Here is a 14,091-nt window from a genome sequence, read left to right as displayed (position 1 = left end):
GCTTTGTTAGTTTGTCACAGCGAGGTTATTCTTAAGTCGACTTATGATTTTTTCTTGGTAAATACTAACTGTAGAAAACTTTTGTATTGAAACAAATAAGTCAGTTAGTTTTTCGTTTGATATATCAGAGATATTAATCCCTTTATATATAATAGGTGCATTATTTTGTCTGGTTAGATTATTCGACAGTAAAATATTCAATTTTACTGTACGTGCTAACTCTTCTTGATATAGAAAAAATTCTCTTAAATGTGTGCTAACAATATTGGCTGATTTTGATCTGTCTATCATTAAAATTTCGTCAATTAGTCGATTTAACCTGCTGCGAGACTCTATTGCTTCGTCGAGAATATCTAACCAATTAAGTTCGCTATTTGATAGTAAAGCTAAAAAATATACCGTACGTGCTTTATTGTAATTAATAAAACCAGGCCACATAACATCTTCGCTAGATACTTTAAGTGCTTTATCGAACTGCTCAGCGGCAGATTTAAGATACATACTTACTTCTTCAAGTATTGATGGCTCTATGGTATTAATATTTTTTTTAGCCAGCTCTAAACCATCAATCGACAAAACATCTACAGAGTTCATATTTAGCGACTCTCGTAATAAATGCATGCCTTTTTTGTTGTAATACAAACCTAGGTAATTATGATAAATGGTTTTTGTCACTGGATTACGAAGAATTGGACCTCTCACATGAAGTAAGTCTGCATGAATATTAAAATTATCATCAGCTACAAAACTTTGGTAAGAAACAACAGCTTTAAATAGCTTTATTGTTTCCGTTATTTGAATTGAATTACCTTTACTCACCGAGTGCAATATTTCACAGCGCCTATCAACTTCTGACAAAATTGTATCCATACGCTTTTTATAAAGCACTTTGTTAGTTTCTGATGCATTAAAAACAGCTGGAAATAAAACAATTAGGTCAATTATATATTGCAGGGTATCGGCAAAAAGAACGGCGGTTTCTGACTCTTTTTTTAGTTTATGCTCAATAGAGTCAAAAATTTCTTTCTCTAGTGTATTTTCATCTTGGGACTTAAACTGATTAATTAACTCTGGAAGTGAGGTTACGTAATTTTCATTATCTAAAATGTTACCTTCCATTTTACTAATGTTATTTACACTATCAATTGATGTATATGTTCTAACAGTAATAAATAAAGCTAATACGGCTATACAAAAGCTTACTGTTGATATGGTAAAGCTTAGTAAATCTTTACCTTCTTTTAAATCATATACCCATACAGCAAGAAAAGCTGAAAGTAGAACAAGTAATAATATTGTAAAATATAACATTTTTGATGTGCGCATATGTCTTCCAAACTTGGGTCGAGATAACAATCTAATATTGCTGATTTATAACACGAAAAACGCAGACTTCACACGCAAACTGAGAGCTATATAACCTCTGTAGAGCACAAGTAATGAAATATCTGCATCACTTTTCCCATTTACCCAGCGCTTGTTTGTCACTTTGTTTAAACTCAACCCAGTTTGATGAGTCTTTAAAGTGCTCTTTTTTCCAAAACGTGGCGTGGTTTTTTAAATAATCCATTATAAATTGTGCGCCTTCGAACGCGGCTTGGCGATGGCGGGACGTTACGCCAACAAATACAATTTGCTCGCCAAGTGCTAAGTAACCAACGCGATGAATAATACATATTCTCGCCAGTTGCCAGCGAGTTTGTGCTTGCTCTGCAATAGATTGAAGCAGTTGCTCGGTCATACCAGGGTAGTGCTCAAGCTCAAGTGCAGTAACGTTATCGCCACTGCTGAACTCTCTTACCAATCCTGTAAAGGTGACAACAGCGCCATCGCTTTTATTATTACTACAAAGCGTATTGTGCTCGTCACCTACATTAAAATCATCGGTTTGTACTTGAATATGTATGCTCATTAGCCACCTGTAACCGGCGGGAAAAAGGCAAGCTCATCCCCTGCTTTCACTATTTCGTTGCTTGATGACATAGTTTGGTTAAGCGCTGCAAGTAGCTCACGCTCTTCAAGCCACGGTTGCCAATGCGGGTATTGGCTAACTAATCTTAATTTAAGCTCTGAAATACTAAGCGGCTGCGTAATCTCAAGGCTTAATTTACTGCACTTTAACCGCTCTTTTAGTTGCCCAAAAAACAATAACTCTACTTTTCCGGCGCTAGATATAGCATCGTTTGGATTAATCGCGTTGCCAACTGCCATTTTTGCCCCCAGCTTTTTGAGTAACGCGCATGCCGCTAATTTCCATTAGTGGGTCGGCTGCTTTACACATATCAAACAAAGTAAGGCTAGCCACAGATACCGCCGTTAGCGCTTCCATTTCGACCCCGGTTTTACCGGCAAGTTTGCAGTAGCTGGTTATTTTAATTTGGCTGTTTGCTTCATCAAGTTCAAAATCAACAGCGACTTTAGTAAGTGCAAGCGGATGACAAAGCGGAATTAAATCGGCGCACTTTTTAGCGCCTTGAATACCCGCAATACGTGCCACTCCTAACACATCGCCTTTTTTGTTTTGATTAAGCATTACTTGCTCAAAGGCAAGCTTACTCATGCTAATAAAAGCTTCAGCTGAGGCATCGCGCAGGGTTACGTCTTTGAGCGATACATCAACCATATTCGCTTGGCCGTTTTCGTCAACGTGGCTTAACATACTATTGCTCACGCGATTCACACTTTTTACCAATGGTAATGTGCGGTGCAAAGTTACACGGTTTATGCATTGAGTTAAGTTGATCTTTTATAATGCCTGTCCACGCTGTTTTACATGCGCCTGTAGAGCCTGGCATACAAAAAATAACCGTGTTGTTAGCAAGTCCTGCCAGTGCACGTGATTGAATAGTTGAGTTACCAATTTCACCGTACGATATATGTCTAAATAACTCGCCAAAGCCGTCTACGCTTTTATCAAATAGCGGCGCAAATGCCTCAGGTGTTGAATCACGTTCGGTAAATCCTGTACCACCAGTCACTAAAATAGCGTGAATGGTGTCGTCGGCTATCCACTGCGATGCAATAGCGCGCATTTGGTAAACATCATCTTTTACAATTTCTTTATCTGCTAAGTGATGACCCGCCTCAGTTAGCGCTTTAATTAAGTAATGACCAGAAGTATCGGTAATCGCATCGCGCGTGTCGCTTACTGTAAGTACGGCAATGTTTAAAGGTATTTGTGTATCGCTTGTGTGGCTCATAATGTTCTTCTCAATTGGTTAATGCTTAGGTCAAAATGCTCATTTACAGCTTTAAATTGCGCCGGTGTATTGGTGTTTATTAATGCATGCGCTTTATTACATAAAAGCGTTTGCACACCAATGCTTTGGGTAAACTGTTTTATTGATTTATGACTGTTTGCGTTTGTGAGTATGTGTTTTAAATGATTTTTTACACTGCTTGTATTACGAATATACAGCGGTAGCGGTTCATTTTCAAAGTGCCAAGCATGTATTTGTGACTGATTTAATTGATTGCTCACACTTTGTACGTTATTTGACTGAGAAGCCAGCACTATTGTGCTTAACAAACTCCTCGTAAGTAGAGGCATATCTACCGCAGTAATAAGTAAATCGTGCTCGGTGGCTATTAATGTTGAGTAAATTCCGCCAAGGGGTCCACTATTTGGGTATATATCTTTAACGTACTTTTCTGAGGGATAATCACTCGGTGAATAATGGTTCAATGACTTGACTGGATTTGTAACGTTGCGGCTTACCAATATGTTTTTAGCGCCTACCTCTTTTAATAAATCACACGCATTTTGCAATAGCGTTTTATTTTTTAAAACTAAATCGGCTTTGTCTGTGCCCATTCTTGATGACTTACCACCAGCAAGCACAACACCTGTAAAATCTCGCTTAACTTTTATATTAGCTTTTATATTAGCTTTTATATGAGTATTCACATCAGCTCCCATATTAGCCGCCTAACATGGCTAAGTGAGTTGTCGCACCTGTTAGACGCTTATCTAGCTCATGGCTTATTTCTTTATTGCCCATAGCGGCTCGAATTGCCTTTACGGTCGCTGCAGTATCATCCTCGTTTAGCAGTTCGCGTAAATCTATACCTTGCTCGGCAAACAAGCATAAGTGTAATTTACCCAGCGCCGACACCCTTAAGCGATTACAGCTTTTACAAAAGTCTTTACTGTACGGCATTATTAAACCAATACGACCATCGTAATCAGGATGACAAAATTCCTCAGCGGGTCCGTTTAATTTACCCCTAACTACTTGTAACCAACCTTGGTCGAGTAATTGGGCTTTAACCGTTTGCCCACTTAAGTGGTTTTCTTCAAAAAAGGTGGCGCCGTCACCGGTTTCCATTAATTCTATAAAGCGTACCGTAACTTTGTGGTGCTTTACCCACGCTAAAAAATCCTTCAATTGGTTTTTATTAAACTGCTTCGCAAGCACTGCATTTATTTTTATGTCTTTTATGCCCAGCTCTACCGCGCGTTCAATCCCTTTTAAAATAAGGTTAAGTTTGTCGTGCCCTGTTATGAGTTTAAACATACTCGGATTTAAACTATCAATACTGACATTAAGCGCATCAAGCCCTGCTTCAGCAAATTCATCAATTTTCTTTAATAAATTAAATCCGTTTGTAGTAATAGCTACTTTTTCTATGCCGGGCGTGTTTTTACAAAGCTTTATAATATCGGTTACGTCGTTTCGCAAGCATGGTTCGCCACCTGTAATACGCACTTTTTTAGTACCAAGCTCTGCAAACGCATTTACTAACGTGCTAATTTCGTTTTTATTTAAAAAATTACGCGGCGTATCGCACTGATACCCGTTTGGTAAACAATAACTACAACTAAAATTACATACATCGGTTATTGAGAGGCGCAAATAGTTAAACTGCCGACCAAATTGATCATTAAGCATATGCTTCCTTTTTTCTTTACATTACAACCGCAACATCAATGCTGCTAGAACCTGCTTTGTAATGTTGTTTTATTAATTGGCTTAATTGTGTTTTACACGAACCGCAGTTCGTCCCACATTTAAGTTCAGACCCCAATTGCTCGACTGTGTTTGCACCGTTTTTAATGGCGTTTATAATTGGCTGCTCTCTTACTTTAAAGCAGCTACACACTTGCGCGCCTTGGGTAAATTCTTCATCGGGGGTTGCATAAAGCAAAGACTGTAACTGTGTAAAAGTCAATAATGGCTCTGCAAATAAATGGTTTATCCACTCAAGTGATATTTCTTTTTGTTCATTAGAAATAACACCAACAAACGCTAATTGATCGTTTTGAATACACTGCACATGTATGGCTTTTGCCGTATTCATAGCCGACCACTGCCCTTGTAAACCGGTTAAGGTTTGGCAGTAATACAGTAAATCACTTTTTGGTTCATTAAGCGCCAATTGGTAATTAAAGCAATTACTTGCATTAATTTTGAGCCAAAAATCACTGTCTATAACAAGTTCGTTTTTAGCAAACAGCTGCATATATTGCACAAAGGGTGCTTTAACTATATTAACAGCGCCGTGTTTGCACTCAGCCTGACCAGATAGAGGGTCAACTACCGATTGATACAACCCACTTACTGTTGCTGATGACGCAAATTGCTTGTTCCAATGAATAGGCATAAAGCATTCACCTTTTCGCACGGCATCGGTTACTTTTGCATGCGCGGTAACCTGCCCAGTTTGGGCAATCGCACTTATTAAATCGTTTTGTTTTATTGCTAATTTACTGGCATCAAGCGGATTAATTTCAATGTACGGGCGTGTAATATGCGATGAAAGCGCAGTGCTTTTACCCGTGCGGCTCATAGTATGCCATTGGTCTCGTATACGACCCGAGTTCATTACAAACGGGTAATCACTTGATGTTTTTTGCACAGGTAATTTCGGCGTTATGGGTATAAAACGCGCTTTTTTATCAGCGGTGCTAAATTGGTTATCTGTAAAAACCTGACCGTTTTTATAAGGCTCGTTTTTAACAACAGGCCACATAATGGGTTTTAAATTATCATACTGATTTTGTGTGAGCCCAACTAAACCTGAGAGGTTTAACAATCGGCTGCCGTTATTTTCAAAATCGGTTAATTGTGCCCATTCTTCAAAAATGCCACTTGGGTCTGTAAAATCAAACCCTTCAAAGCCCATTTTTTTAGCAACATCGCACATAATTTGCCAATCGTTTTTAGCTCCTGAATAAGGCGCTACTAACGGGCGCTGCCTTGATATTCTGCGCTCTGAGTTGGTTACTGTGCCGTTTTTTTCGCCCCATCCGGTTGATGGAAAAGCAACATCGGCAAATTTTAATGTATCACTTTTTGCAATACAGTCAGATACAACTACCAGCTCGCAGGTCTCTAATGCCTTTTTAATAGCGGCGTTATTGGGCAAGCTCACCATTGGGTTTGTTGCCATTATCCACACTGCTTTTATTTTACCTGCGGCTATTTCATCAAACATATCGATGGCATTGTTGCCTGCTTTTTTAGCAATAGTTGGCGAGAGCCAAAAACGTTGCACAAGTGATTGATGCGCTTCGTTTTCAATATCTAAATGCGCCGCTAACTGATTAGCCAAACCACCTACTTCGCGCCCACCCATCGCATTGGGTTGCCCCGTAATCGAAAACGGACCACTGCCTGGCTTAAGTAATTTACCTGAGGCTAAATGCGCATTAATAATGGCGTTGCATTTATCTACACCCGAGCTTGACTGATTTATACCCATTGAATAAAAGCTAATCGCACTTGGGCTGTTAGCAAATAGTGCGTAAAACTCAGTAACTTGCTCAATTGCTATATCGCAAAAGTCGCTAACTGCCTCACAGCTCCATTTTTTTGCCTCTTGCAGTGCGCTTTCAAAGCCGTTTGTGTGCTGAGCAATAAATTGCGTGTCGAGGTGGTTATGCTCATGTAGATAATTAAGTAAGCCGTTATAAAGCGCGGCGTCACTGCCTGGTTTTATATTTAAAAATGTGTCGGCAAGCTCAGCGGTGTCGGTTTTTCGCGGATCAATAACCACTACTTTCATATTTGGGTTTAGCTGCTTTGCACGCTCCATTCGCTGATACAAAACAGGATGCGTCCATGCGGCATTAGAGCCAATTAAAATAAGCAGCTCAGTTTGCTCTAAATCCTCGTAGGTACACGGCACTACGTCTTCACCAAAAGCGCGTTTGTAACCTGCCACAGCAGACGACATACACAGGCGCGAATTTGTATCAATATTGCCTGAGCCTATGTAGCCTTTCATTAATTTATTAGCGATGTAGTAATCTTCAGTAAGTAACTGCCCTGACACATAAAAAGCCACCGCATCGGGTCCGTGCTTTTGTATTATGTCGTTAAATTTATTGGCAACATGGTCGGTGGCTTCATCCCACGTAACAGCTTGATTATTAATAAGGGGTGACGTTAAGCGGTTATCACTGCCTGTGGTGTCGAGCAAATGGGTGCCTTTTACACATAAACGACCAAAGTTTGCGGGGTGCTCTCGCATGCCTTCAAGCTTGGTTGGCACATTATTAAAAAGTGAAATATCAACACCACACCCTACACCACAGTAAGCACATGTTGTTTGTTTTAAACTCGTTTTATTTATAGTTGGTGACGTGTTTACGGTTGCCATACTGCTCTCTTTTAATGTGCTTTAATTAGTGTGCTTTAATTTATGCGGGCTGTTTAACAGGCTCATTAAGAGTAACTACGTTAATAGTGTTACTTGCTTTAGCGAGTGCGCTGTTTATTACGTTTTGAACGAGCTTTTCACAACCTCCACAGCCTGTACTGGCTTTGGTGCTTTGCTGCACACTTGCTAGGTCTATAAAGCCTTTAGCGACTGTTTGTTCAATGGTGTGTTTAGTTACTTTATGACAAGCGCAAATAATAGCGTCATCAAGCAAGTCGTCGGCGCTTAGCTCTGCGATATCGCCGGCAAGGGGCATAATGAGCGCTTCGGGGGCGGTGGTAAGTTCAATGTCGTTTAAATGATATTGCAGTAAATTATCGTAATCGCTGGTATCGCCAACAAGCACGGCGCCAATCAGTTTATTACTTTGTGAATTAGTGACTACTTTTTTATAAATGCCATTGGGTTGGTCTTCAAAGTAATAGCTTATTGCGCCTTCGCTGCGTGCATGTGCATCGCCAATAGAGCCCACTTCAACACCCATTAATTTAAGCTTGGTGCTCATATCGGCACCACTGAACTCATCGGCTTTATTGTCTAAGCCATTACTTTGCAAGGAACCTTGCTGGGTCTGTTGTAAAATATGCCCAACTGCAATTTTAGCCATGGCGTAACCGGGTGCCACTAAGCCAAAAATAAAATTATTCCACAGTGCACATTCACCAATTGCGTATATGTTTTTATCGCTCGTTTGGCAGTGGTTATTAATTACAATACCGCCGCGCTCGCCTAACTCTAAATTAAACTCGCGGGCTAAATTATCATAAGGGCGAATACCTGCTGAGAATACAATCATATCGGTTTCAAGGGTTTTACCGCCCTTAAAACACATTTTGTAACGGCAGTTCTCACCCTCTACTATCTCCTCAGTTGCTACCGATGTATGCACAGTAACGCCTAAATCTGTAATTTTGTTTTTTAGTAGCCGACCGCCACCCGCATCAACTTGTACGCCCATAAGTTGCGGTGCAAATTCTATTACGTGAGTCTGTAAACCCAATTGCTTTAATGCGTTTGCAGCCTCAAGACCCAGTAAACCGCCACCAATTACCACGCCTACTTTACTACCGTGGGCTGAGTTTTTTATTGCGTGTAAATCGTTAATGGTGCGATAAACAAGGCAATGCTCACGATCTTTACCCGGTATAGGAGGTACAAATGGAAATGAACCTGTAGCAAGCACAAGCTTGTCGTATTCAAACGACTCCCCTTTAGCGGTCGTTACAGTTTGCGCATCACGATTTATGTCAACCACTTTAGAATGAGTATGAAAGCGTACTTGCCAATCGTCATAGGTTTTATTGCATGTAAGTGCGAGGTCGTCTGCGGTTTTACCTTTAAAAAAAGACGATAATTGCACGCGGTCATACGCTAAACGGTCTTCACCGCTTAATACCGTAATTTCAAATTGCTCATCAGCTTGATTTTGAGAAACCAGCTGCTGCACAAAATGGTGCCCCACCATTCCGTTTCCTACTACTACAACACGCTGCTTACTTAGCATTTACTCACCTTAAAATGATATCTACTTTAGTAATTGACTAAAATTGAAATCGAATGATTTGTTATAGGTTTGTTATAGCAATATGTAAGCCAAATATATAAGCATTTAAAATCAGTAAGTTGCCTACATTGGTGCAGAGGTGAAAAGCGTAAAGCCCCACAAGATGGTGCAACTGCACCATCTTGTATCGCTATAAATTAATGAAGAAAGTTAGAAGGGAAATTAAGTACAACAAAGGATTAAAATTTAGCGCTCATCCATACCCATAATTTTTGAGTATCGACTTTATTAGCAGCGGTATCGCCCGCTGAGTAATCAGCGTATTTAACACCCACTGCGTATTGTTTATTAATAGGTTTAACGTATTGTACGTTTAGCTCACTGCCTAAATCGTCAACCCCATTTGATTGCTCATTAGCATCAAAACTGTGATAAGCCACCAACCATTTTCCGTCAAACGCTTTACCATTTAAGCTTATGTAAGTGTCGTCCAAGCCTTGTGCGGGTGTATTTAAAAACGTATCTGCCCAACCATTAAATTTATGTAACGTGGCAAGTGGTGTTGCAAACCCGTAATCGCCATTATCAGAGCCAAGTGACTCTATGCCAACTTTTAATGTTACTGTTTTTATACCCAAACCATTTAAATCAACAGCGCCTTCAAGTGCATAGTAATCGGCATCAAAATCACTCACGCTTGTTGACGCAGACTGCGTTGCATACTCCGCTTTGTAATAAAATTTTATGTCGTTTAGGGTTTTATTACCGTTAAAAGAGACGCCATAAGTGTCTAAACTGTCGTCTTGTAGTGCATCGTCACTTAATAAGTAACTGTATAAAACCACTTTACCGTAGTCTGTTTTAAAGCTTGCATTAATAAGATGATCGGACGATTTAATGTCTTTATCGTCAGCAAATATGCGGTTACGCTTATTTAAATAACTGTATTGTAAATCTATGTTATTAAATGCGTAATTAATGGTTGCTGCATCAAAGGTTTGTCTGTCTTGGCGCCAACCTACGTGCCCAACAAAACGCTGCCCATCAAGGGCTATTACTTGGCGTCCTACTTTTAGCGATAAACCATCGCGGGCATATTTAACAAAACCTTGGTCAATCTCAGTGTTTTCTGGGTCTGCAATAACAGAGTAATTAGTGTTTTTTCCCACCGTATTATTGTAATCATCTACGCCTAATAGGCTGCGAGTATCTTCTACTTCAATAAGGGCTGAAAAACCATTCACCTCGTCTGTTTGATGCGTTAAGCGGGTTCTAAGTGTTAAGCCGCTTGCATCTTTTAAAGCATTGTTTTGATCAACGCTTTCAAAACGCAGTCTAAAATCAAGACCCGTTTGTGAAGCTTGGCTTATTGAAGGCGCAGTGAAGCAACCCAGTATAAAAATAATAGGTAAGTTGTTCTTATAGTTAAGCATTTTGGTTCTCTACGTTTTAATTATTAATACACATACCAAAGCAATAAATAAACACAGCGAAATACATTTCCACACCATAACTGGATCGCGTTTCATTATTGAGCTTTTATTAGCGGTACTTTCTAAATAAGGATTAGGTTTGTTGATATCGTTTATAAACTCAGAAAAAGCTTGGTATCTGAGTTCTGGTTTAGGGGCAAGCGCTTTCATAAGGGCTTGATCTAACCAAAACGGAATATCGGCTCTGTATTTACGAATACTTGTGTAGTGCCAATGGCTGTAATCTTTTGGCGCTACGTGGTTAAGTGGCAATGGTTTGTAAGGCAATTTTGAGCACAATAACTCGTATGCAATAACGCCAAGTGAAAACAAATCACTTTTAAAATCGGCGTGCATAGTAATAAGTGTTTCGGGTGCGGTGTAGTCGGCAGTGCCTTGTGGGCAATCATCCGCAATTTGCTTAACCGACTCGTCCATAGCTGCAACACTTACAGTGCCGTAATCAATGAGCGTTACTTTTCCGTGCGCATCTATCATTACGTTATCGAGTTTTAAATCACGATGTACCATATCGAGTCGCTGAAACGCCCTTAGTGCATGTACTATTTGTTCAATAATACTGCGCACTTGGGTTATTTCTGGGTGCGGCACGTCGTGCTTCCAATCACTAAGTGTTTGTCCGTCCATGTACTCACAAATATGATACAAAAAACGACTCTGCGATTGCGTGCTTAGTACTTTCATCACGTTAAGGTGGTTTATGCGTTGCCCTACCCAGCCTTCTCTTATAAAGCCTTGAAGGTAGTGCACATCATCTTCAAAATTAACCGAAGGTGCTTTTAAAACCACTGGCGGTATATCGGGCGCTTGTTGCACTAAATAAATATGCGAGCGACTACTGGCATGCAATTTACGAATAACCGTGTAGTCATCAATTTTTTGTCCCACATTAAGCGCAGGTGGAATTTTTCGTCGTGTTAGCGAATGATAAAGCTCATCTAACTTTTGCTCGGCAATATTTTCTACTTTTACCAGTAAGCAACTTACGTTGTCGTCACTGCCTCGCGCTAATGCAAGTTCGGTAATTGCTTTAGCTGCATTTTCTAAATTAGTGTGCTCGTTAATTAATTTAGCTATATCACTACTTGGAAGCACATCGTGTACGCCATCGCAGGTTAATATATAAATATCGTCTGCTTTTAGGTCAACTTCGTATACATCTATTTCTTGATGAAGTTGTGCGCCAAGTGCACGCGTTAGCGTATCGTTTACTTTGTGATCCCGTGTTATTGCCTCTATTTTATTTCCTCGCAAGCGAGTAATACGCGTATCACCTAAGTGAAATATATAACCCGTTGCCGACTTTAAAATAAGTGCTGTAAAAGTCGTCATCCAATCGGCTTGGCGCTGACCTAAGTGATTGTAATTAACTGATTGCGAATAAAGCCACTGATTTAAACTTGCTAACACCTTCGACACTGACTTTTTAACCGCCCAACTTTCAGGGGTATTTAAATACTCATTTATAAAATGAGTAACCGAAAGTTGAGACGCTTGTTTAGCATTTTTTGCTGATGAACACCCATCGGCTAAGCAGGCAATAACGCCTTTAGACTCTTTTTCTTGCGCTTTGGTATTAAGAGCAGCAAACGCATCTTGGTTTTCTGCTTTTAACCCTTTAGCGCTGTGCCCGCCAAATGAAACGTTGAGTTCATTTTCAAGCGCTTTAGCTTGGTGTGTTTCATCAAACATAGTCAATAATGCCTTAAGTCACTGAAATAAGTTCAACGGTGCCGTCTTCATTTACTTCGGTAATGTGTCCGTCTGGTTCTTTCATAAAAAACAGTGCGCCTAAGCCAAGTAATGCACTACCCGCAATAATGAAAAAGAAGGTTTGATAATCAACAAGTGATAATGCCGTTAAGTACACTACTGCACCAACATTACCGTAAGCACCTGTCATTCCAGCTATTTGCCCAGTTAAACGACGCTTAATTAGTGGTACTGCGGCAAATACAGCGCCTTCACCAGCTTGCACAAAGAACGAACATGCCATAGCTGCAACAACTGCAAGCCATAAAGGCCAAGATGCATCAACTAAGCCCATTACAAAATAACCAACAGCAAGACCCATTGTAAGTACAATAAGGGTAATACGACGACCTAATTTATCTGAAATCCAACCGCCACCAGGGCGAGATGCTAAGTTCATGAATGCGTAAGCAGAGGCTAAAATACCGGCATACACCATATCAAGCGCAAACACATCCATAAAAAACAGCGGCAACATAGAGACAACCGCAAGCTCAGAACCAAAGGTTGTAAAATATAAAATATTTAAAACAGCTACTTGCTTAAACTCATAACGATGCGACTCGGGTACAGGCTCTTTAAAAATATGACCATTTACGTCAAAGGTTTTATACACTTCGTAAATATAAAGCAGAACTAAAAAAGCATACACGGCAAGTACAAAATTAGCCGAAATTAGGTTAGCACCAGTTGGTGAAAGCTTCCAAGTAAGTAATGCTAATGCGCCGTACATAGGAATTTTCATAATAAGCAGTAATACAAAGTCGCCTTTACTGGTTACTTCCATTGCGCCTACTTTTTTAGGTTTAAAGTATGTACCGCCTTTTGGTGTATCGGTTACATTTAGGTACCAAATAATACCAAATATAACGCTTAATACACCGGTTAAACCTACTGCATAACGCCAACCATCTTCGCCACCAAACATTAGTGCAATAATTGGCAATAACATAGCCGCTGCTGCTGATCCAAAATTACCCCAACCGCCATAAATACCTTCCGCTATACCCAACTCATTAGCAGGAAACCATTCACTCACCATACGAATGCCCACAACAAAGCCAGCACCAATAAAGCCTAAAGCAAAGCGCGCTATTGCGGCTTGCTCAAATGTAGTTGCCATAGCAAACATAAAACATGGAATACTACAGCTAATAAGTAGTGCCGCATAAACAATACGGGGACCAAATTTATCGGTTAGCATACCCACCACAACACGCGCTGGAATAGTTAACGCTACATTTAAAATTAGTAATGTTTTAACTTGTGCCATGGTGATCCCAAGTGAACCCGCTATGGCACCTAATAAAGGAGCATGGTTAAACCATACAAAAAATGACACAAAAAAGACCATCCAACTTAGATGCAATACTTTCATTTTTCCGCTAAACGATATTAGGTTAAACCCAGAACTCGGTTGCATGTTTATTTTCCTCGTAAACGTATTATTGTTTTATTAATGCCCCACCCTTTTATATGAGTAGCAGCTCAATGTTTGTTAAATTTAAGTTAACCCGATATAGCAATTACTGAGCCACTAATTAAAAACCATAAATTTCATATAGTTACATGCAACAGTTGTTTTTATACGTTATAGTTGCACTATATGAGTGAAGGGCTCTGGGTTGTTAGAGTGCAAATAAAAAGCGTTACTACTTGCTCTTGGATTTAACAACT

At 39.8% G+C, this 14,091-nt stretch carries 12 protein-coding genes; all 12 read right to left on the bottom strand.

All coding sequences use genetic code 11. The features are described 5' to 3' along the window. Window positions 1-6 precede the first annotated feature (6 nt). Window positions 7-1,326, bottom strand: a complete 1,320-nt coding sequence (locus tag I6F50_RS00380; RefSeq protein WP_197175010.1) for a hypothetical protein — start codon at window positions 1,324-1,326, stop codon at window positions 7-9. Window positions 1,327-1,453: 127 nt separating this feature from the next. Next, on the bottom strand, window positions 1,454-1,912 hold the full coding sequence (moaE, locus tag I6F50_RS00375; protein WP_197159525.1) for a molybdopterin synthase catalytic subunit MoaE: 459 nt from the start codon (window positions 1,910-1,912) through the stop codon (window positions 1,454-1,456). After that, window positions 1,912-2,211: a MoaD/ThiS family protein gene (locus tag I6F50_RS00370; protein ID WP_197140211.1), complete on the bottom strand. Its 300-nt coding sequence runs from the start codon at window positions 2,209-2,211 to the stop codon at window positions 1,912-1,914. The genes moaE and I6F50_RS00370 overlap by 1 nt, the downstream gene beginning before the upstream one ends. After that, window positions 2,189-2,659, bottom strand: a complete 471-nt coding sequence (gene moaC / locus I6F50_RS00365; RefSeq protein WP_007585237.1) for a cyclic pyranopterin monophosphate synthase MoaC — start codon at window positions 2,657-2,659, stop codon at window positions 2,189-2,191. The genes I6F50_RS00370 and moaC overlap by 23 nt, the downstream gene beginning before the upstream one ends. Before the next feature lies 1 nt (window position 2,660). Beyond that, complete coding sequence (moaB, locus tag I6F50_RS00360) at window positions 2,661-3,200, bottom strand: molybdenum cofactor biosynthesis protein B (RefSeq protein WP_024609783.1); 540 nt, start codon at window positions 3,198-3,200, stop codon at window positions 2,661-2,663. Further along, window positions 3,197-3,919 carry a molybdenum cofactor guanylyltransferase gene (locus tag I6F50_RS00355; protein WP_197140209.1) on the bottom strand — a complete coding sequence of 241 codons (723 nt, stop codon included), beginning with the start codon at window positions 3,917-3,919 and terminating at the stop codon, window positions 3,197-3,199. The genes moaB and I6F50_RS00355 overlap by 4 nt, the downstream gene beginning before the upstream one ends. 1 nt (window position 3,920) lies before the next feature. After that, window positions 3,921-4,892: a GTP 3',8-cyclase MoaA gene (gene moaA / locus I6F50_RS00350; RefSeq protein ID WP_149602496.1), complete on the bottom strand. Its 972-nt coding sequence runs from the start codon at window positions 4,890-4,892 to the stop codon at window positions 3,921-3,923. Between the two features lie 16 nt (window positions 4,893-4,908). Continuing rightward, the gene (locus I6F50_RS00345; protein ID WP_197175009.1) at window positions 4,909-7,605 is read right to left on the bottom strand and encodes a nitrate reductase; all 2,697 of its coding nucleotides are present in this window, start codon (window positions 7,603-7,605) and stop codon (window positions 4,909-4,911) included. Window positions 7,606-7,645: 40 nt separating this feature from the next. After that, window positions 7,646-9,169, bottom strand: coding sequence for an FAD-dependent oxidoreductase (locus I6F50_RS00340; RefSeq protein ID WP_197175007.1), 1,524 nt, complete (start codon window positions 9,167-9,169; stop codon window positions 7,646-7,648). A gap of 239 nt (window positions 9,170-9,408) precedes the next feature. Continuing rightward, window positions 9,409-10,602 carry an alginate export family protein gene (locus I6F50_RS00335; RefSeq protein ID WP_197175006.1) on the bottom strand — a complete coding sequence of 398 codons (1,194 nt, stop codon included), beginning with the start codon at window positions 10,600-10,602 and terminating at the stop codon, window positions 9,409-9,411. Window positions 10,603-10,611: 9 nt separating this feature from the next. After that, window positions 10,612-12,354, bottom strand: a complete 1,743-nt coding sequence (locus I6F50_RS00330) for a bifunctional protein-serine/threonine kinase/phosphatase (RefSeq protein WP_197118784.1) — start codon at window positions 12,352-12,354, stop codon at window positions 10,612-10,614. 13 nt (window positions 12,355-12,367) lie between these two features. Further along, window positions 12,368-13,837: a NarK family nitrate/nitrite MFS transporter gene (locus I6F50_RS00325; protein WP_165727755.1), complete on the bottom strand. Its 1,470-nt coding sequence runs from the start codon at window positions 13,835-13,837 to the stop codon at window positions 12,368-12,370. Window positions 13,838-14,091 lie beyond the last annotated feature (254 nt).

The sequence above is a fragment of the Pseudoalteromonas sp. NZS127_1 genome (genome assembly GCF_015864295.1).
Taxonomy (GTDB): Bacteria; Pseudomonadota; Gammaproteobacteria; order Enterobacterales; family Alteromonadaceae; genus Pseudoalteromonas; species Pseudoalteromonas arctica.
The sequence above is the reverse complement of the archived record's forward strand: the minus strand, read 5'-3'. Positions and strand labels throughout refer to the sequence as shown.